Source organism: Vibrio sp. 99-8-1, assembly GCF_013114595.1.
Taxonomy (GTDB): domain Bacteria; phylum Pseudomonadota; class Gammaproteobacteria; order Enterobacterales; family Vibrionaceae; genus Vibrio.
The window spans coordinates 99,579-121,516 of record NZ_VTXE01000003.1 but is presented as its reverse complement, the minus strand read 5'-3'; the positions used below and the strand labels follow the sequence as shown (position 1 = coordinate 121,516).

The 21,938-nt window shown below is 44.6% G+C and carries 14 protein-coding genes; 6 read left to right on the top strand and 8 right to left on the bottom strand.

Going from position 1 to position 21,938, the window contains the following annotated elements:
• Window positions 1-77: 77 nt before the first annotated feature.
• Window positions 78-839: a hypothetical protein gene (locus F0227_RS02375; RefSeq protein ID WP_171751558.1), complete on the top strand. Its 762-nt coding sequence runs from the start codon at window positions 78-80 to the stop codon at window positions 837-839.
• A 160-nt stretch (window positions 840-999) separates the two neighbouring features.
• Here the strand turns inward: F0227_RS02375 and F0227_RS02370 are convergent, their stop codons facing one another.
• On the bottom strand, window positions 1,000-2,259 hold the full coding sequence (locus tag F0227_RS02370; protein ID WP_171751557.1) for an adenylosuccinate synthase: 1,260 nt from the start codon (window positions 2,257-2,259) through the stop codon (window positions 1,000-1,002).
• A gap of 122 nt (window positions 2,260-2,381) precedes the next feature.
• Between F0227_RS02370 and F0227_RS02365 the strand changes: the two genes are divergently transcribed.
• Window positions 2,382-3,311, top strand: coding sequence for a LysR family transcriptional regulator (locus F0227_RS02365; RefSeq protein WP_171751556.1), 930 nt, complete (start codon window positions 2,382-2,384; stop codon window positions 3,309-3,311).
• 353 nt (window positions 3,312-3,664) lie between these two features.
• Window positions 3,665-10,921 (top strand): VCBS domain-containing protein, encoded by a 7,257-nt coding sequence (locus tag F0227_RS02360; RefSeq protein WP_171751555.1) that lies wholly within the window; start codon window positions 3,665-3,667, stop codon window positions 10,919-10,921.
• Window positions 10,922-11,000: 79 nt separating this feature from the next.
• Here F0227_RS02360 and F0227_RS02355 read toward each other — a convergent pair whose 3' ends face one another.
• The 4 genes from F0227_RS02355 to F0227_RS02340 all read right to left on the bottom strand — a co-directional run bounded on the left by F0227_RS02355 (window position 11,001) and on the right by F0227_RS02340 (window position 18,041).
• The gene (locus F0227_RS02355; protein ID WP_171751554.1) at window positions 11,001-12,296 is read right to left on the bottom strand and encodes an HlyD family type I secretion periplasmic adaptor subunit; all 1,296 of its coding nucleotides are present in this window, start codon (window positions 12,294-12,296) and stop codon (window positions 11,001-11,003) included.
• On the bottom strand, window positions 12,289-14,331 hold the full coding sequence (locus tag F0227_RS02350; RefSeq protein ID WP_171751553.1) for an ABC transporter transmembrane domain-containing protein: 2,043 nt from the start codon (window positions 14,329-14,331) through the stop codon (window positions 12,289-12,291). The genes F0227_RS02355 and F0227_RS02350 overlap by 8 nt, the downstream gene beginning before the upstream one ends.
• Window positions 14,328-15,935: an ABC transporter gene (locus tag F0227_RS02345; RefSeq protein WP_171751552.1), complete on the bottom strand. Its 1,608-nt coding sequence runs from the start codon at window positions 15,933-15,935 to the stop codon at window positions 14,328-14,330. The genes F0227_RS02350 and F0227_RS02345 overlap by 4 nt, the downstream gene beginning before the upstream one ends.
• A 504-nt stretch (window positions 15,936-16,439) precedes the next feature.
• Window positions 16,440-18,041: an NAD(P)/FAD-dependent oxidoreductase gene (locus F0227_RS02340; protein WP_171751551.1), complete on the bottom strand. Its 1,602-nt coding sequence runs from the start codon at window positions 18,039-18,041 to the stop codon at window positions 16,440-16,442.
• Between the two features lie 171 nt (window positions 18,042-18,212).
• Here F0227_RS02340 and fdxA point away from each other — a divergent pair, with 171 nt between their 5' ends.
• Complete coding sequence (fdxA, locus tag F0227_RS02335; RefSeq protein WP_171751550.1) at window positions 18,213-18,536, top strand: ferredoxin FdxA; 324 nt, start codon at window positions 18,213-18,215, stop codon at window positions 18,534-18,536.
• A gap of 94 nt (window positions 18,537-18,630) precedes the next feature.
• On the opposite strand, the gene rlmE is transcribed toward fdxA, so the two are convergent.
• The gene (rlmE, locus tag F0227_RS02330) at window positions 18,631-19,251 is read right to left on the bottom strand and encodes a 23S rRNA (uridine(2552)-2'-O)-methyltransferase RlmE (RefSeq protein WP_171751549.1); all 621 of its coding nucleotides are present in this window, start codon (window positions 19,249-19,251) and stop codon (window positions 18,631-18,633) included.
• 162 nt (window positions 19,252-19,413) lie between these two features.
• On the opposite strand from rlmE, the gene F0227_RS02325 reads away from it, so the two are divergent.
• Window positions 19,414-20,154: an RNA methyltransferase gene (locus tag F0227_RS02325; protein ID WP_171751548.1), complete on the top strand. Its 741-nt coding sequence runs from the start codon at window positions 19,414-19,416 to the stop codon at window positions 20,152-20,154.
• 411 nt (window positions 20,155-20,565) lie between these two features.
• Window positions 20,566-20,838, top strand: coding sequence for a hypothetical protein (locus F0227_RS02320; protein ID WP_216613303.1), 273 nt, complete (start codon window positions 20,566-20,568; stop codon window positions 20,836-20,838).
• A gap of 26 nt (window positions 20,839-20,864) precedes the next feature.
• On the opposite strand, the gene F0227_RS02315 is transcribed toward F0227_RS02320, so the two are convergent.
• Window positions 20,865-21,434, bottom strand: a complete 570-nt coding sequence (locus tag F0227_RS02315) for a PIN domain-containing protein (RefSeq protein WP_171751546.1) — start codon at window positions 21,432-21,434, stop codon at window positions 20,865-20,867.
• Window positions 21,434-21,889 (bottom strand): helix-turn-helix domain-containing protein, encoded by a 456-nt coding sequence (locus F0227_RS02310; RefSeq protein ID WP_253822010.1) that lies wholly within the window; start codon window positions 21,887-21,889, stop codon window positions 21,434-21,436. Before F0227_RS02310 ends, F0227_RS02315 begins: the two co-directional genes overlap by 1 nt.
• Window positions 21,890-21,938 lie beyond the last annotated feature (49 nt).

Here is a 21,938-nt window from a genome sequence, read left to right as displayed (position 1 = left end):
TTGCGCAAACTCCTTTGAATGCCCTCTGACATTGCGCAGATACAATGCCGCTATTGATGTTATGAGGAAAACCAAAAATGAAAAAATTTAAACGTATTGCTATTGCTGCTGCTGTCTCTTTGCCAGTATTAGTCGGCTGTGTAAACCCAAATACCAGCGACGATCCAAATGCTGCGACGAAACAGGGAGCCGCGGGTGGAGCCTTACTTGGACTGACTATGGGAGCATTAACTGGTGATGCTGAACTGGCAATGAAAGGAGCGATTGCCGGTGGTGTTGCTGGGGGCGTTGCAGGCGCGGGAGCGGATATCAATAATAACAGAGAAAATATTCGCCATGACAGCCGAAACGTTGCTATTTCTGGTGTAGGAAGCTCTTCTGCCGAAGCTTCTCCCCAAGTATGGGCAGAGATTGACCGATTCATTGGCAACTGGAATGTGAATATTCAAAACGTCGACATTGAGTCCGAGTTTACTGAGCTACAGGCAACAGGCTCTCTTACCTCTATTTCTGATGCCGAAGTGACCATTACCACCGCAGAAAACAAACTATTGGATGCTAAGTTCTCTTATGATGCAAAAGATGGATACGGCTTAAAGGTCACTAACGAAGCGACCGCCACATCTATCTCTTTCTCTGGTGAAAAACAGGGTGACTCTCAACGTTACCACTTCTACCCAAACAGCACAGATAATGAAGTTTATGCTGGTATCCCTGCTTCAGATACACGAATTGAACTTGGACTGATTAGCGCCAACATCTGGGTTATTGATTCTTATGCCTTTATTAATGGCGAAGAAAAGAAGGTGCAAACGTTCCGATTCACCAAACAGTCTTAGCCACACGGCAAGCTAGGATGAACTCATAAATGGTTAATGAATGTCATAAACTTGTATTTATGTCCTTTCATTAACCATCTTTCTAGCCAGAATCTGACTACAATCCGCCCGACACAACGTTTGTCAGCGCTTTGTCATGGTCGATAAATGCTCGATCTAACTATTTACGAATGATCATTTGGTCACGTTCTGGGCCTACCGATACCATGATAACTGGCACACCCATTAGCTCTTCGATACGAGTCACATAGTCTTGAGCTGCTTTAGGCAAGCTTTCAAAAGTCCGGCAGTTGGTGATGTCTTCATCCCACCCTTTCATATTTTCATAAACAGGTTTTAGCCCTTCAGTCTGCGGCCATATTGGATTTTCACTGTGTTCACCAGCATATGAGACACAAATCTTCAGCTCGGACAAACCCGACAGGCAATCAATTTTAGTCAGAGCAATCTCCGTTGCCGCCTGAAGTTCAACACCATTTCGGGTTGCGACCGCATCAAAATATCCCATATCCCGTGGGCGCCCCGTCACGGCACCATACTCATTAGCGCTTTCGCGGAAGTTGTCTTGTTCTTCCATCGCCGTAACTAAGGTGCCTGTCCCAACAGAAGAGCTAAATGATTTTGCAACTGCAATAATGCGCTCTGGACGAAGAGCCGGTAAACCAGAACCGATTCCCGCATAAGCCGCCGTCACATTAGAGGATGTTGTCCAAGGATACTCACCATATACAAGGTCACGTCCTGCGCCTAATTGAGCTTCAAAGAGCAAACTTGCATCTTGTGATTGCAGCGCCTTAAGTGGCTGTGTCACGTTACAGATAAATGGACGCCACGCTTTTGTCACCTCTAACAGCCATTCCGTCATTTCTGCGGCACTCTGGTTAAAGTCGCACTCTGGATATAAGGCTTTTAGCTGCGGCATTTTCCAATCTAACAAGAACTGTATACGCTGCTCTAAAATCTCAGGTTGGTTCAACCAACCAACTAGAATGCCTTTTTTCATAACGCGGTCGCCGTAAGCAGGCGCAATACCTTGTCGTGTTGAGCCATAAGCGGCATCACCCAAACGTGTTTCTTCTAAGGTATCTTCAAGAGCATGCAGAGGTAGACATAATGTTGCACGATCAGAAATAGACAGCTTAATATCTACATTGGCCGCTTGTAGTTCCGCTATCTCTTCGGTAAGAGCGGCTGGGCTGATCACCATGCCAGGGCCAAGAACTGCAAGACAATCTGGATTAAAAATGCCACTTGGTAACTGGTGCAGTTTAAAAGTGCCAAAATCATTGACTACTGTGTGACCGGCGTTATTTCCGCCTTGAAAACGAATACTTGCAGATGCATCAGAGGCCAAAAAATCCACGATTCGACCCTTACCTTCATCACCCCAATTAGCTCCCACAACAACAATAGACGACATAATTTTTCTCCTGATTAGTGAAGAACACATGCTATTCTCATCGACCAAATAAGAGAAATTAATTATAATTATTGTTCCGATAAGAAACTCATATCAAACTATCGAACGCTAAGTGAGCCCCCATGCTTGATATTCATTGGTTAAAAACCTTCGTAACATTGGCTGAATGTAAACATTTTGGAAAAGCCGCCAACGCGCTGCATATGACTCAACCTAATGTCAGCTTGCACTTAAAACAGTTAGAGCAAGCCACAAAAGCAAAGTTAGTTGAGAGAAGTCCTTTTCGGTTAACTCAAGCGGGTGAACGGTTGTTAGAAAGCAGTAAAACAACTTTGCTAGAGTTACAGATCTGTCAGGCTGACATTAATGCCATCAGTGATCTTAGCCGCGGCACATTAACCATTGCGGTTAGCGACATCATCTCCCGTGTCTTGTTGATTCGGCCATTTCAGCTATTCAAGGCGCAATATCCGGGAATAGATTTCACTTTATTAAATACCACCTCTTCTCAGGCTTCAGGTTTAGTGAAAAGCGCTCAGGCGGATCTTGGTTTTGTTATCTCTCAAAAACAGAGTGAACCTCTGCACTTTACAGAGCTACAAAAAATTACTTGGTGTGCGCTGGGAGATGACTTTGGCGCATGGCAGAACGATAGCCAAATAGAAGGAGATACCCCCTTAGATAGAGAAACTGAACAAGAGCTCACCCTTATCTTACTCGGACACGATACACGAACTCGCGACTTTATTGATGATGCCTTGCCAAGCCTTAACTTACCCAATTATAGAGTGATGGAAGTTGGCAGTGTGGATGCTCAAATCGACTGGGCTGAAGCTGGGTTTGGCGTTGCCATCATTCCTGAATTTGCTATCTCAACCAAGCGACATTTACATTCTAAGGTCACTCCATTAACCGATTTCTCTACCACTAGCCTTGGTTATGTCGTGCGACAAAACCAGATTTTGTCTAAAGCGACAAAGCAGTTGCTACATTGGGTTAACGACGAAATCACTCGGGTTCAGCAAAGGAGTAATGAGTCAAAGTTGAGCTGACGGCGGCTTGATTTCTGAGACCTTCAAAAAACTAGCCGCATACATCTGTATCAAATCAGCGTGGGATTAGTCAGGGTCTGCGCCGTGTAGTCATCGATACCAACAGGCGATAACGTAGTAGAAAATGCCAACAAACGCAGCCCGAAGGGCTCATCTAAAAGCGTCCTGAGCAGTGTTATGAGTCGCTGACATTGAATAACTATGTTACTCGCCTCATGCTTTGTTCAAACGTTATTTGATTGAACAGAATTTATATTTGAAAGATCAACCGGCCCAGTTAGTTAAAGTGGCAAAATATTGAATTCTATAGTTTACTGAAAGGGTGATTGTGTAAATCTAGACAAGGAACGTCAATGGCTACTAAAGATAAAAAAGACCATAAATCAATTACTACTGTAAAAGGTAACTCAGAACCTAAAATACACTCTAAATCAATAAAAAAGGTTCGCTTGTTTTCTCAGGTCAACCTTAAGGTTCCAATGCCTAGTGAACTTGTCATGATTCTGCCATCATTATCCTTCGATAAACCCAGCGAAGAACTCATCATCAATGAAGATAATAGTGATGCAGTAGTACATAACAATATAGCTGCATCCAGTACAAACAACAATCAACTAAAGAGAAGAAGCCCTGTCGTGGGGAATATAATAACTCCGTCAAATGCCAACCTTCAGTCTCACACCGCTTCACAAATTGATGACAACAATGAGAAGCAGAGTACAGACCTTCATTCCTCTCACCATTTATCGACAAAGCTTCATCCTATTATCCACTACTTTTGGGGACAGAGCTCAGAAACATCTGCTCTTCTACCAGCAAAGACTGTATCAAAAACAGTCTCCCCCCAAAGCCAAGTCACAGCTCAACCTACTGTTACTTATATTGACGAAACATTCAAAGGGAAATATGGCTCGCTTCATGTTGATGTTACGGGTAAATATACCTTCACCCTAGATCCTAAAGCTCCAGCGTATATTTTATTGAAAAAACAAGAACCTGGGACCGATACATTCATACTGCATCTCTCTAATGGCTCGAGTGTCATCATTCAAATCCCAGTGCAAGGTAAACAAGAATCACCAACCATTAGCGGCGATCTACATGGTCAAGTCACCGAAGACCATAACATTGACTCTCATGGTTTGATTAGTACATCCGGAAAAATCGATGTTGTCGATCCAGATCATGGTGAAAGTGGGCTACAAGCCGAAACCATAACTGGTCAATACGGTACTTTAACAATAAACGCTGACGGCCATTGGCAATACCAAGTCAACAACTCGCAAAGCAATATCCAAGCATTAACCAACCATAACGCACTGCACGAATCCTTTACCGTCCATACCAAAGATGGCACTGCGCAAGTGCTGAATATGTCGATTGGCGGCAGTGATGATAATGCGATCATTACTGGTGGTACTGGCAACGTGGTAGAAGATCATCAAGTTAGCGTCAGCGGCCAGCTTTCCATCAATGATCCTGATGCCAACCAAGACCACTTTATCGCTGATCAAATCACTGGTCAGTTTGGTCACCTCGACTTTGATAAAGACGGTTCATGGCATTATATTTTGGACAATAACAGCCCTCATGTTCAGCAACTTAACGTCTCCGAACACCCTCAAGACGTGTTCACCATTCAATCAGCCGATGGCACTACGCATTCCATCAAGATTACTGTGTCAGGTACCAATGATGGACCAACGCTTCAAGTACAGAGCCAAACAGTCAATGAAGATGGAGCAAAACTAACAGGGCAAATGGTTGGGCATGACATTGATCATGGCGCAGTACTGACGTACTCAATCCCTAATGCCGTCGATGGGTTAACCTTTAATACTGATGGTAGCTACAGTTTTGACCCCTCCCACGCAAGCTATCAGGCACTTGCACAAGGTCAAACTCAAACCCTGACTATTCCTGTGACGGTGACCGATGAACATGGTGTCAGTGCAACACAGAACCTAGAGATTGTGATTACCGGCACTAATGATGCCGCTAAGGTTGCAGGCGTTGATACTGGCGATGTAGCAGAGAACCAAGCAGGGCAAAATATGTCACCTGACTATGCTCAACCGGGCATGGCGAAAATTAGCCATGATGCACTAACGACTTCAGGTCAGTTATCTATTGTGGACCCAGATACGAATGAAGCAACGTTCGATACCAAGGGTGGTGTCTACTCTTATCATGGTCAATATGGGCATTTATTACTGCGAAGTGATGGGCACTGGGAATACGCTGTCGCTGCTGGTCAAACGGATTGGCAACAGAAAGGGGCTAGCACAACCGTGGGCTCTACGATTGACAAGCTAGGTGCGGGTGAAACCCTAACCGACACCATCACAATACATACTAAAGATGGGACATCTCATGATATTGTGATCACGATTCATGGCGACAATGACGTGCCTTACGTCTCTGGTGACGTTCAACTCAACACAGGCAAAGAAGACTTACCACAAACCCTTACTCAAGAGGAATTGCTCGTCAATAGTGTTGATGTTGACCACAATGATTTAGGCAAGCTGAGCATTGCTAATCTGCATGCCGACCATGGTTCAATCCTTGATAATAAAGATGGCACTTATACCTTCACACCAGACAAAGACTACAACGGCCAAGTGCACTTCACTTATGATGTTAAAGATGCTCATGGAGGGACGACTCATAGCAGCGCTTCACTTACTCTCACTCCAACTCCAGATAATGCACAGATTAGCTATGCCAGCACAGATAATCATCAAGGTGGTGTCACCGAAGACCGTTATTATATTGACACCCATGACAATCTTCACTTTGACGGCAAATTAGCTATCGTTGATCCAGACAAAGGGGAAGCTCAGTTTGATATCAATTTAGGCCCTCAAACTTATCAAGGCATCGGTTATGACACCAAACTCGGTGGTCATATCCTACTAATGCAAGACGGTCGCTATACCTATACCATTAGAGACCATCAGCCATTAGTACAAGAGCTGAAACAGGGTGAAACCATCACTGATGAGTGTGTGGTGAAATCGCAAGATGGCACTACTTTCACCATACAAGTGAACATACACGGCACCAATGATGCGCCAACTCTAAGTGCGCAGCATCAATCGGTCACAGAGGATGGTTCTCTACTATCAGGACAAATGGTTGGACAGGACATCGACCATGGCGCATCGCTGACTTACTCAATCACAAACCCTGTGGATGGGTTAACCTTTCACACTGATGGTAGCTACCGTTTTGACCCATCACACGCCAACTATCAATCACTTGCACAAGGTCAAACTCAAACGGTCACCATTCCTGTTACCGTCACCGATGAGCATGGTGCGAGTGCTACTCAGAATCTCGAGATAACGGTTGTCGGAACTAACGATGCTGCTCAAATCTCTGGTATGGATTCAGGAGACGTTTATGAGTCAACTTATGCTGACCGTTCGCCTGATTATCAACGTGGAAATATCTCACACCTCTGGAATGATTCGATACATACCTCCGGAAAATTGGACATTATTGACCATGACTCAGGGGAGGCGCATTTTGACAACAATGCTCCCGCCTATCAATACTTCGGGCAATATGGGCGTTTGATACTTCAAACCGATGGCAACTGGAGTTACTACGCTGATGTAGGCAACAGTGCAGTAGGACGAAAAATCGATGCACTAAATACCGGACAAGAGCTGACTGATACCATAACGGTCCAAAGTGCCGATGGTACTACCCATGACGTTGTCATTACGATACACGGCGACAATGATTCCCCGTTTGTTTCTAGTGAGGTCCAACTAAATTCAGGTAAAGAAGACTTGCCGCAGACAATTACACAAGTGGAATTGCTTGCCAACAGCATGGACGTCGATAGTAATGATGCTGGTAAATTGACCATCGAGAACCTCCGTACTGACCACGGCTCCATATTGGATAACCAAGACGGAACCTACACTTTCACCCCAGATAAAGACTATAGCGGTCAGGTTCACTTTACGTACGATGTAAAAGATGCCCACACTGGCGTCACGCACACCGATGCAAATATGACGCTCATACCTACAGGGGATGCTGCTCAGTTCTCTGGAATAGATTCAGGAAGCCTCACCGAAGATAGGCACGTTCAAGGCGATGCGCAGCACACCATCTTTACGACCGGTGTTTTGAATGTGGCTGATCCCGATGCTGGAGAAGACCATTTTCATGCTACTCGCCATGCCCATGCTCTTCATGATCCTTATGGTGGAACACTCACGATAGGCAAAGCAGGCGATTGGACTTATAGCGTGCCAAATGGCAATGTTCAACATTTGGGTCAAGGTGAAAGCGCGCAAGTTCAATATGAAGTTCAAAGTGCTGGTGGTGATAAACACACCATCACTCTCACAATTCACGGTACCAACGATGATCCAACAGTCTCAGCAGACGTGCAGCTTAATATTGGCAGAGAAGATGCCACTCAAATAATCACCTCCGCAGATCTTCTTGCCAACGCGACAGATGTTGATAGCAATGACGTAGGCCAACTCTCTATTAGCAACCTCACCGTCAACCATGGTTCAATACTTGATAATGGCGATGGCACATTTACTTTAGTCCCTGAGAAAGACTTCAACGGACAACTGCATTTTCAATACCAAGTGCATGATCATCATGGTGGCGTTGCACTGGCTTCTGCTTCAATGTCGGTTGTTGCCGTCAATGACCAACCAGATGTTCAGCCGCTGACCGATAGTGTGAAAGAAGATTCAACCAGTCATCATTTGGTTGACCTACTCACTGGAGCAACAGACAAAGAAGGTGATGCACTGTCGGTTTCACAAATCCGTTATTCAGTCGATGGTTCGACCGCAACCACCGCTCTACCTGATGGTTTTGCTCTTGGTCCTGACGGGCATTCACTGACTATTGATGCGACCCACTCTGCATTTCAACATTTGTCTGCGGGTCAAACACAAAAAGTCGTTGTGAATTATCTCGTTGATGACGGGCATGGAGGGCAAACACCACAATCAGCCACGCTCACCATTGAAGGGGCTGATGACAAAGCGGTACTCACATCCAATGTGATTCAGATGACCGAATCGCAAGCTTTAACGAGCAAAACATCAACTTATCATGGTCAATTACAGCTAACAGATATGGATACAGGAGATAATACTGAGTTTGTCTTTAGCGGCAGATATATGGGTCAAGGGTATGCCCCAGGGTATTTGTATATATGGCCAGATGGTTCTTATGAATTTAGCCTGCAAATGGCCACAAATCGACATGCTAGCGATTTGGTTAATAGTTTACACCAAGGTGAAACTATGGAGGTGCCATACCAAGTTAGAACCAGTGATGGCCAAAAATTAACAGTCATCATTAAAATTATTGGCGAGGACGATCAAGCACGAATTGCAGTGGGTCAATATTCTTCACTGAATAACCACGCTTATGAAGATAACTTGTCACCGGGGAGTACGCGAAATCAAGTATGGAGTGGCGGCAATTTACATATAATCGACCCAGATCATGGCCAAGCAGGTTTCGTCGCACAAAGTTTTGATACACCTGAAGGCGGGCACTTCTCTATAAATGTTCGAGGTGGATGGCAGTACACAATAGACAACGCCAAACTCCAGCATTTGGGAGAGGGACAAAGCTATCAAAAAACCTTTACGGTTGAGTCGATTGATGGAACCGCACATCGAGATATTACCGTTACCGTACACGGAACGAATGATACGCCAGTTGTCACATCCTCTGTCACCCTGTCTCAAGGTACGGAAGATACGTCAGTTATATTGAAAGCTTCAGATCTGTTAGCACATGCCTCTGATGTTGATGACAACACCCAGCTCACCGTTCAACACTTAACGGCTGATCATGGACAGATTGTCGATAATCATGATGGAACGTTCACTTTTACACCAGAGCAAGACTACCACGGCCAAGTTCACTTTACTTATGATGTGAAGGATGAACATGGGGCTTCAGTTTCGACATCAGCGACAATGAACCTAGCTGCCGTCAATGATGCAGCTACCTTTACAGGATATACAGGTAGTATCACCGAAGACACAAGCCTTCACCACAACTTGCATATTTCTGGGGCATCAACCATTCAAGACGCTCTTACTTGCAACGGGCATCTGGTTGTTTCTGACGCGGATGGTCAAGGTGAAGCTGCATTGGATTTGAATGGCCAACATCACTTAACCCAAAGTGGCACCTATGGTCAGTTTGTGATTAACAGCAGTGGCACATGGGTCTATGCCGCAGATAACAACAATGTTGCTGTTCAAGATTTGGACAATGGGCAAACGCTGACTGATCACATGGAAATGACATCCAAAGATGGCACTAAGCATTCCATCACAGTGACCATCAACGGCACGACTGACAAGCCGGTTCTGCATAGCCTCAGTGATTCTGGGGTGCAACATAGTGGATCAATCGAAGGTAATCTTCTGTCTGGCGTAGGCACTCATGAGGGTGCGAGTGGAGCGGCGACAGACACTGATTCCAATGCCCATTTAATGCTGCAAGACATTCAAATAAAAGATCCAGCGTCGGGTTACGTTACCGTCACTCCCGGACATCCACATACCATGGCAGGGGTAGGTACGTTAACTATTGAAGCCAATGGTCACTACACCTTTACACCAGAGGCTGGCTTTACCGGCAAAGTGCCAAGCATGATTTATCGTGTAGGTGATGATGGAGGAAACCCGATAGGCGATTCTTCTCAAAATATCCTAACTCTTGAAGTGACACCAGCAGCACCCATAACACCTACTCTAGTAGCTGCCCCTCAAATCACTGGTGGTGCAGGACACCAAGATCTTCATGCATCTTTAGGAACACCTCCACAGCATCAAACAGGAGGCTCACAACATAATGGATGGGGTATTTTCGGTAGCGGGGGACATATCGTCACAAGCTTACATGGCCAATTTGGTACGCTGCATGTTGACCCTCATACAGGGCATCTAGATTACGATTACAGCACCTCTTCAGGCGTGATAAAAACGCATAGTGGAGGCAGTTATGGTTCAGGTACTGATGAAACCGATTCTTTTGTTTTGACTCTGGACGGCGCACAAAATTCTCAAATTGCGGTGCACCTGCATTTGCACTCTCAGTCAATCCATGGGAACAGTGGTCACCATATTGATGTTACAACACTCACAGGGATGGATGTCTCTCCATTGGCTCCACCGCCGCCCCCACCTCCGATATCAACGCAGGCTGATGAACCGATGGATTCAGATTCATTAGACGTTGATCTAACGTCCCTATCTGGTGGTGACATTGACAATGAAGCTCACCTTGTGCAGCAAGAGCATCACTCTAGTCATGAAGCGCCTCAGCACGGTGCAGCGGCTTATCTATCAGCGTTAGGCATTGAGCCCACTCAGACATTTGGAGAGGCAAGTCAACAATCTGTGTTACCCGATGATATTGATATTGTCTTAGCTGACGACTCTCAACCCGTGGACAGCTTACACCTTGATGCTGACAATGCCGCAGAGTTGTCTCATCAAGTAGGTAGCCAAGATGATAAGCACGATGACCTCATCAACCCAGATGAGCATCATGATCAGGGCAATCCTAGTAGCTTTATCGACCCTTACTAGTGTCGCTTTTATTAAATAACAAGGCACAAACAAAACGGGCAGCCAATTCGCCCGTTTTGTTTGGTGGTGCTCTCTATGATTAACGCTCGCCGAACGCAACACTCACATTGGTATAGATTGGCTTCCAAAGATACTGGAACACCGACTTTTCACCCGTGGTGATGTCTACCTCACCGGTCATACCTGGCAGTATAGAGAAGCTCTCAGGATTATTACGGAAGTAGGGAGTTTCAATGGACACCACCACTTCATAGTAGATTTCACCTCGTTCGCTTTGACTTGTGGTGGGTGAAATACTCTCTACTTCCCCTTTTAACGCCCCAAAACGGCTGTAATCAAACGCATCAATCTTGATTCGAGTTGGTTGTCCTACACTCACAAAACCAATATCTCTTGGCGATAAACGGGCTTTAAAGTCCGCTTTCCCTCCAATAGGAACAATTTCAACCACTGTCCCTCCCGGCTGAATAACACCACCATTTTGTGTGCTTGGCAGGCTTTGCACCAAGCCTTGTAGTGGCGACACTAACATAGTGTTCGTCAATTTTGCTTGGCTTGAACGTACTCTTGCATTCAGTGCTGATAGGTCTGATACCGCTTTAGAGCGATCTTCACTCACTTTCGCTTTTGCCTCAGCAAGAAGTTGCTCGATCTTTTGCTCATTGCTGGCCGCCTGCTTAATGAGAACCGACTTCTTACCACGGGCTTCTTCTATTTTCTGCTCAATACTGGCCAGCTTTTGGCGCATTTCAAGCACACGTAGACGTGAGATGTTCCCTGCTTTATAGCCTTTTTCTAATATGTTCAGTTCTTGCTTAGTGGCATTCAGCTCTTTCTGGTAGCTAGGTAGAGATTTTTCTACACTGCGAAGCTGCTCTGCGATCTGCTCACTGTCCTTTTCAATCACAATACGTTTTTGAAAGTACAGCCCTTTTTGGGCATTTAGTTGCGCCTTTTGTTGGCTCACAATCTCTGGAAAATCAATTTCAAATTCCCCAAAATTTGGTTCTCGGTTATCAAGTAAAGCATTCATACGCTCAACACTGGCGAGCAATGTGACTTGTTGAGATTTCAACTCCTCAAGGGCGGTTCGCTGGAACGTAGCATCAAATTCAACCAACTGTTGACCTTTCTCCACTAATTGACCTTCTTTAACTAGAATTTGCTTTAACTTACCACCGATTGCGCTTTGTAATACTTGCTTCTCCCCTTCAGGGATAACCGAGCCTTTTGCTTTTGCGATCTCGTCGACCTGAGTCATCAAAGCCCAAACAAAAAAAGCAACCACACAAACGGCTACCGCCCAAGTTGCAACGGCAAGAGATCTCGCGGTTGCCTTTGATTCTACGAGTTCGCCATATTCATTATTAGCCATTGGATACCTCTTTACTGACGTCTTGTTGCTCTGCTGGTTCTAATGGCCCTGCGTAAGCCACTGCGCCTTCGTTTAGTACGATTACCTTATCGGCCAATTTAATTAAGTCAGGATCATGCGACGTAAATATGATGGTTGAATTGCCTCGTTTCTGGTTAATAAACTCACTGAACACCCGCTTAGCTCTAGGGTGATAGTCAAGCACGGGGTTGTCCATGAGCATCAGTTTGTAATCGTAAACAACGGCTTTTGCATCAATAAGCACTTGGGCCACTGTGCCCGATAAAATATCGAAAAGGCTATCAGGCATTAATGCGCTGATGTCCGTATCTAAACCATCAGGCAAAGACTCAAACCAAGTCTGTCCACCAACCAGATTTAGCGCATCAATCATCTTCTGATCATCAACCTGATTCCCATCGTCTAACCATTCACGCACAGAAAGTGAAAGAAGGTCAGGGTAAGCTGCGCGAATAAAGCACCAGTGGCGATACAGTTGAGGATCGTACTGTGACAAGTTCACCCCTTCTAATTCTACTGAACCATTCTGTGCCGCTTGTAAGCCCGCAAGCACTTCGATCAAGGTAGATTTACCGCTGCTCGAAGGTCCGACAATGGCAACGACTTCGCCACTTTCTACAGTAAAGCTCACCGCAGACAAGGCAGGTCGAGACTGCTTAGGATAGCGGAACGTCACTTGCTCAATATTCAGTGACGGTGCTTGCTTTGGTAAAGGGTGATGCTGATAACTAAAGTCTCGCTCAGAAGGCTGAGTGATTAAGCGATTCACTTGTAATTTGGATTGGTTAAAGCTTGAAATCCTTGATGCGCTATTGGCAATCATCTGAGCTGGACCCGTCACGCGAGAAATCAGCATCATCGATGCAATCAAGCCACCGGGTGTAAGCACTTCTTCAAAGATTAAGCCAATGCCAAGCCCCATCACCGCAATGGTCGAAGACAAGGTGATCGCATAATAGAGAGAGGTGTGTTTATGCTGTTGAACGGCCTGTTCAAAACCCACTTTCGCCGCAAGATAGTTGGCTTTTTCAAATCGTTTAAGCCAATAATTAGCGAACCCTGAGCTGCGTAAAAAGATCAGTTTTGACGACAGTTCATTGATTAAATTCTGTCTGTTCGTGCCTGCGATTGTCGAGTGTACCGATCGTTTTTGTGTTCTCGAAATGGCCCGTTTTGCGAGTAATGCGTAAAGTGTCAAAGCAGCAAGAGGCACGAGTACTAACCAGCCTCCGAGCGCGCCAATCGCCACAATAAAAATCAATACGAAGGGTAGATCAAAGAGAGCACCACCAAGTGGACCTGATAGGATGCTCGACACCCGTTCAGATAAGAGTATTTGGTTTTGTTGATTGGACACCGTCGATTGCTGGTTTTGCGCATAAGAGCTTTTAAGTAGCTTTTTCACTAATGCTTGAGAAATTTCTCGACCCACGCGATTGGATAAGCTGACTAACACTCTACCCCTAAGGGTTTTCAGTAAACCCATCATCAGAAATAGCAACCCAGCACCTATCGCAATGCCCATTAACTCATGCGCCGCATCCCCGGCGATGACATGGTCATAAATCGCCATAGTGACAAATGGAATGCTTAAAGCAAACACGTTAGAGAGCAGGCTCACAAGGAACAGTTTAGGGATCATCGGCTTGAATGCGTTGAGCCTTTCCCCGACCCAATCGGTTGGATGCTTCTCTTGAGGCTGACCTAAAATAACGACATAAAACTGCGCAGTACTATTGCTCAGCCTGGCTTTATTCGAAGCGGAATACGGTTCCTGGATAAGGTCAATGGATTCGTCTCGATTGAAAGCGACACAAAACTTAGACTCCTGTTCAGACTGAAGGCTTGGCGTTATTTCATACGGTAGGTGGATTCGGTCAAACAGTGAAAGCAACTCATCGACATTTTGAATGCCATTTTCGGCGATCCATTGCTTAGAGAACAATTGAACATTGGTGCTCACTTCCATGCCTTTCAGCAAATCGAGACCTACTTTTTCATAGTCATTCATCATGCCGCGACTCCTTGCTCGCACTGAGTAATGGCCACTTGTTTATCCGCAAGGTCGACAAGCGCAGGGTAGTGAGTCACGAGCACGACCATTCTGCCCTGTGCCTTTTCTTCTTTTAATACCTGAGCCAGAGCCGCAAGCCCATCAAGGTCAAGAGACGAATCCGGTTTATTCAGAACGACAACCGTAGAAGGAGCCGCTAGCTGAGTGGCAATATTAAGTAGCTTTATATTCCCCATACTTAGCGGACTTGAAAGCGTATGACCCACTTTTGTTTCTAACCCCTCACTGAGCTGAGAGAGCTTGCTACCAAGTCCAAGCTTTTGTGCATAATCGCGGGCTCTGTCGGTTCGTTCTGGATCAAAACCACACAGGTTATCAAGCAAAGTTCCACTGACAAGCTGACCTTTCACTCCAACATACGAAGTCACGTTAGACAGTTCATGGAATGGACAGGTACTGTGATTCATTTCTAGCGTACCTGAGATTGGCTCATCAACCCCTCCGATAATGCCTGCAAAATAGCTGTCTATATGTCGCTCCTCACTGGATAGGTGAATGATTTCGCCTTTTTCCATACTTAATGAAGTGGTGTAATGATAGCCATAACGATGAGCGGTTAAGTTGGATATGAGCAGTGACTCAGTAGTGACTAAGGTTTGCATATTTCTTGGATGGGAAGGTAGAGATTGAATATGTTGAATAGACTGGTTGGCAGTGTGGATAGTATTGAGTTTAACACGAATCCCAATCAAGGCGCTCAATGGCGCAACGGCACGACCCGATAAAATCGAACACGCCGCTAAGCCACCTGTTGTTAGATCTCCATTCAACACCCACAAGCTGCCCGCAATCACAATCACCACCGATGTCATTAATGAAGCCAACTGGATGAATTCTAGTGCAAAAGCATTTTGCTGCTCTTCACACGACTTCGATAGGAATTTGGCATCGTTGGAGCGTTTAAACTGATTATAAAGTCTCGATTCTATTGCCTGACGTTTAATACCTTGTAAGGTTTGACCTAGCAGTAGCATGAAGCCTTTTCGTGCTTGCTCTTTCTGGGATGCAACTTCACCTAACTGCTTAGATTTCATCGACGCTAACCAAACAATCACACTCGCGGTACCCCAAACGACAATAGGCACCATCACCAAACTACCACCGATATAGTAAACAAGCGCGAGAAACAGCAAGGCAAAGGGTAAATCGATAAACCCAGCGACGATACCGCCCGAGTACCATTCTCTTACTTTTGAAATCGAAGATAGACCGTTATCTACCCCCGCAGCGCCCAAGCGCCTAAGTTCATTTGGTTTAGACTCTGCGACTCTCTTAACTAAGTCGTCAAAGGTGGCCTTTTCTGTATTACTTGCCGCCGCTGAAAGTAGCCAACTGCGAACAAAACGGATCAGTGATTCCAACAAAACAGCAGTGCAAGCCCCGGCAAGAAGGAGTGTTGCCGTCCCATAACTTTGATTGGGTAAAATTCGATCGTAAATCTGTAAAACCGTCAGTGGAACGGCAAGTGATAGAAGATTAATCAGTACCGAGGGCACCATCACCTTCCGAATCACATCCTTATTAACTGTACGTGTCAACTGCATACCTAGCCCCTAAATATTCTTATGAATTAAGGTTGGTACAAAGTAGTTATAACTTCAAGTTAAAAGCTTGAATTTATAGTTAAATTTACTTCAGCTTATCATTAGAAAAATAATTTGAAATTACCAGATTCTGACCATGTAGTTGAGGTTTCACTTGTATCTAACTTTAAACAAACTACCACTCTTAAACAGCAGTGTTGTTCAGTCGGCAGGAATTTCTTTTTCCACACAGTCCATCTTTTAATTAAAATTTTAATAAGCATACCTAAGGTCTGCTGACCTTTCGAGTACAGGTTTTGTTCAATCTGAAAGTGGTTTGAGCAAAGCATGAAGAGAGCAACAACAAGCTGCTGCAAAAATACCCACAAAAGATCAACAAACCCTATTTTAACAATTGTGATCGCTCAAATCGCAAGTTAATCTATAGCTAAAATAGAACTGAGCAGTCATTAAAAAGGCCTGACATAGTCAGGCCATTGGAATGTAACGCTTTAGAGGCTATATTTACTCAGTCATTGCACGTGCGACCGCTTCAGCTGCACGGATGCCATCGATACCAGCAGAAAGAATGCCTCCTGCATAACCGGCTCCCTCGCCAGCAGGGTACAAACCCGGGGTATTGATGCTCTGATAATCTTTACCTCGCTTGATACAGATAGGTGAAGACGTACGGGTTTCAACGCCGGTCAACATACCATCGGGTTTTGCGAACCCTTTGATTTTCTTCTCAAACGCAGGAATCGCTTCACGGATTGCTTCAGTAACATACTCTGGCACCACTTTGCTAAGATCAGCAAGCGTCACGCCCGGAGTATAAGATGGCTGAACATCACCAAGTTCTTTACTTGATTTCCCTGCTAAGAAATCACCGATTAGCTGAGCGGGCGCATGGTAGTTTTCTCCACCTTCTTTAAACGCCAACGCTTCTAGCTTACGTTGCAAATCAATCCCTGCTAATGGATGCCCCGGGTAATCCTCTTCTGGAGAGATCCCGACCACAATGGCGCTGTTAGCATTACGTTCATGTCGAGAGTATTGGCTCATCCCGTTCGTCACTACGCGTCCCTCTTCTGAAGTCGCTGCAACCACGGTTCCACCAGGACACATACAGAAGCTATAAACACTACGTCCATTTTTACAGTGATGAACTAATTTGTAGTCAGCTGCGCCCAGTAAAGGGTGTCCGGCATTATCACCAAAACGGCAGCGATCGATAGCACTCTGCTCATGCTCAATACGAAAGCCCACGGAAAATGGTTTTGCTTCCATATAGACCCCTTGTTCATACAGAGAGCTAAACGTATCACGGGCACTATGACCCACCGCAAGGATTACGTGCTGACTTTTCAGGTACTCACCATTTGACAGGTGCAGCCCTTTAACTTGCTTATCAACCAAATCCAGTTTTTCCACACGCGTGCTAAAGCGGATTTCACCACCCAGCTCGATGATTTTTGCACGCATCTTCTCAATCATGCCCACCAGCTTGAAGGTACCGATATGTGGTTTACTCACATATTGAATCTCTTCTGGCGCTCCTGCTTCAACAAACTCATTAATCACTTTACGACCATAATGGTTTGGATCTTTAATTTGAGTATAAAGTTTACCGTCTGAGAACGTACCTGCCCCACCTTCACCAAATTGCACATTTGATTCAGGATTCAATGGCTGCTTACGCCAAAAACCAAAGGTATCTTTGGTACGTTCACGCACGGCTTTACCACGTTCTAGTACGATGGGCTTAAAGCCCATCTGCGCTAAAATAAGTGCCGAGAACAGGCCGCACGGGCCAAAACCAATCACAACCGGTCGCTCTTCTAACTGTTCTGGTGCCTGCGCAACAAACTTATAGCTCATGTCTGGAGTTTGTTTAACTCGATGATCGTCAGCAAATTTTTCAAGCAGTTCTTCAGGCTTGTCTACTTCAACATCAAGGGTATAGATCAGCTGAATATTCTTATTATTACGGGCATCATAGCCACGTTTAAACATAGTAAAGGACAACAGTCGCTCTTTTTTAATTTTCAGTTTTTCTAAGATGGCTTGTTCGAGCGCAAGCTCTTCGTGATCGAGGGGCAGTTTGATGTCTGTTAAACGTAGCATAGATAAATGTCTCTTTTATATGCCGGACGGCCTTTCCGTCAGGGCAGGATAAGATCGAAATACGAAATTATGGCAGGGATTTTACACGATATCACTGACAAAGAAACTTGTGTTTTGAGGGTTATTCTTTAAAATCATGCCCCACTCGATAAATGAAGATATAGCGTTTAAATGACTTTTGTAGTGACCGAGAACTGCATCAAATGCAAGTACTCCGACTGTGTGGCAGTTTGCCCAGTCGACGCCTTTTTTGAAGGCCCTAACTTTTTAGTGATCGATCCAGAAATTTGCATCGATTGCTCATTATGTGTACCAGAATGTGCAGCCGATGCCATTTATCAGGATACGGAAGTGCCTTCTGATCAAGTTGAGTTTATTGAGCTCAACGCCGAACTTTGTAAGATATGGCCCAATATTGTTGAAGTTATACCGCCACCCGAAGATGCGGATGAGTGGAATGGCGTAGAGAACAAACGTCCCTTACTTGAAAGATAGAAATAGCTGAAAAGTAAAAAAGCTGGAAAACAAATAGAATTTCTCCCCTCAGCACATTAATCAAGATGCGAAAAGGGGAGTGAATTGACTTAAACTACCCTTTAAATCCTTTGCCGACTACATATACCTCACGCGAACGTGGGCGTGAAGCTGCTGGCTTACGAATAATGACTTTATTAAAAGAAGTACGAACATCTTTAACATACTCTTCATAGCCAACGCCTTGGAAAACCTTAGCACAAAAGTTGCCGCCCGGTTTTAGAACATTACGTGCCATATCCAGAGCCAATTCAACCAGATACATTGAACTGTATTGGTCAGTGGTTTTTACGCCACTCAAGTTGGGGGCCATATCTGAGATCACCACATCAACCCCTTTGCCATCTAAATTTTTCAAAATGCGGTCGTAGACAGCTTCATCGGTAAAATCGCCCTGAATAAAAGTGACTCCCATCAGGCCATCCATATGCAAGATATCAGAAGCGATCACTTTGCCATTGTCCCCAACAATTGGAGCGACAATTTGTGACCAACCACCCGGCGCCGAACCAAGATCCATAGCGATATCTCCCGGCTTAATGAGCTGATCTTTCTCATTAATTTCAATCAGCTTATAGCTCGCTCGCGATCGATAACCATCGGCTTGAGCTTTTTTTACATAAGGGTCGTTAACGTGTTCATCGAGCCATTTCTTACTGGTTTTTGAACGTGCCATAGGTTGTTCGCCATGTTGGTAAAATATTGGGAGCGCTATTGTAATCATGTCCTGTTGTTTTGCCAATATATCCTGACTTCCAATGGTGACATTTTACTACACAAAAGAGTACAATCCCCCGCTACGACTCGGTAACGCACAATATATAAAACTGGACAAAGTATGAAACTGGACAATGCAAAAAAGCTGCATCAAAAAAAATATCGTGAGCAGTTTGGTCACTATTTGGTCGAAGGGGAGCATCTAATCCTCGAACTGGATAAAGCCGCACAGTCTCAGCCCTACCTAAAAGAGACCATTTTATATGTAACTGAAGAGTATCAAGCGTGGGCAGAACAGCTCAACCACTGTTACACCATCACTGCGATTAATAAAAAACAGATGGCAGGGCTGAGTGATACCAAAACACCGCAAGGCATTATCGCCTGTGTTCCTTTACCCGCTCAAGCAGAGAAAACACCTCTGCAAGACGGTGAGCGTTGTATCTACTTACATGAAGTACAAGACCCCGGCAACCTTGGTACTATTTTGCGCAGCCTCGCGTGGTTTGGGCAATTTCGCCTGTTATTAAGTAATAACAGCGTCGATCCCTACAATCCAAAAGTCGTACGTTCAAGCATGGGCGCTATTTTCCACCTGCCTGTTGAACAAGCAGTTGAGCTTAGTGAGTTAAATCAGCGTTTTGAACGTTTTGCCTATCTTGATATGCAGGGTGAAAAGGTTAACTCGCCTCAATTTTCTGACTACGACTGTTACCTGTTTGGCAACGAAGCCCGTGGCGTACCTAAACAAGCTTTAGCTGACTGTAATGCTCAGCCTTTTACCATCGCAGGTAACGGTAAGATCGACTCATTGAACCTTGCCAGCGCCGTTAATATTTGCGCTTATCAGTTATCGATATAAAGGTAACATTACAACGGCTGGTAGGTTAATTTTTCCGGCTTCAGATTATAAGCCTCCCAAAAGGAGGCTAAAATAACCGTTCTACCACCCTTCACTATTTGGGATACGAAAAGTGGCGACTAAGCTGCTGGCTATTATTCTCATCTGTTTTTTCTTACCAAAACAAAGATTACACCCCCCATTCTATTGACGAAAGATGAGTCATTAACTTACCATAAAACCATGTAATTAATTGAATTAATTACATAAATATTAATAAGATACGTATACTCAAGTTGGAGATAACCGAAGGTGATATTTCGTAATGCCATTTCTGCTAGTGATTTCGACATCACGGATGGAGAGCTAAAGTTCAAGAAAAAGACTTACTCATTGCAGAGAGTAAAGAAAGTCGATCTGAGGTGCCTGAGCATGAAAGACAATATGGTCAATGTTGTTAGCTTGGCTTTAATCCTATCCGCGGCAACTTGGGCTTTTGTTCCTGCGTTTGGTTTACCTACTCTGGTACTGACCATGTTGATTGGGATAATTTCGTGGAAGAAATACGAGTTGAGAGCCGAGTATTCAGCAACAGATGAAACCGGAGACTATTGGGTAACAATTGCGAATTGTCGCTCTGAACATGAGCTCGGAATCTTAAAGAAAGTAGAACAAGATCTTACTCAATATTTGTGCTTGAAATAGTGAGTTTTAGCTGTAAGTGATTTCTATTAAAGCATCAGTTTAAAGCTCTTTAATTTAGAGACAAAACTCGGCAGCCTCTGTTTTTGTAAGCAGGCTAAAAACTCATCTTGGTTCATTGGTGGTCGTTTTAATGAACTTCGTTGTTGTTGAGCAGCCTTAACGCAAGCGCTGCTATCTAGCTCAAACATGTCACATAAGAACTCGTCTGGATGTATTGCAGTCAGACCTAGCGGTTCAAGCTCCTTTAACGGGAAGTCTCTAAGATTAAATGTGATTATAGACTCTGCTTGTCCTTTAATAGCAGCGGCAACAACATGTCTATCATCTACGTCTGGTAATTTTAACCCATCAATCAATGGTTCATAACCTTCCACCAAACAATCCGGAACATGAGCGTTCATCAACTGCTTGATTCTTTCCAGCCGAGTAGGATCTGTATCTGGATTGTTCTGGAGAAAATTTCGAATCCATTCATCATGTATTTGTTCAGTCCATCGCGCTCTGTATATTCCTGTGTTAGATAAATACATTAGGTAACTGCGCAGTGGGGCTGGATACATAATACATGCGTCTAAAATTACCGTGTATGATGACATTAATATCCCATCCCCATTTCTTGATCTAAGGCAGATAGCTCATCAAGGGTCGCGAGCCTGATCTCTTCTAGACGATTTTTGTATTCAATAAGATCGGCATAGGCCACTTTTCTACGGTTGCCAGTTCGACTAAACGGGATCTCTTTAGAATCAAGAAGCTTAATAAATGTAGGACGAGACATATTTAGCATGTCAGCGCCTTCTTGCGTTGTGAGTTCTGCATGGATAGGTGTAATACTAACAGAGTTTCCCTGACCTAATTGCGTAAGCACCTCAATCATCATGTTTAATGCACTTGCTGGAATAGTGACTTCATGAGTCTTACCAGATTTATCGATAACATTGATCCTTTGAGCTCCACCATTAGTTTCCATAACCGCTGACAACTCTTGGCTACCAAGCTTCGCCAGTGCTATTTCTTCGCCACTTGGGAGTTTTGTAGCAGTATTCATCATATTTCTCTCTATTTCGTAAGCAAATCTGTATACCATCAAAGTATCCGAA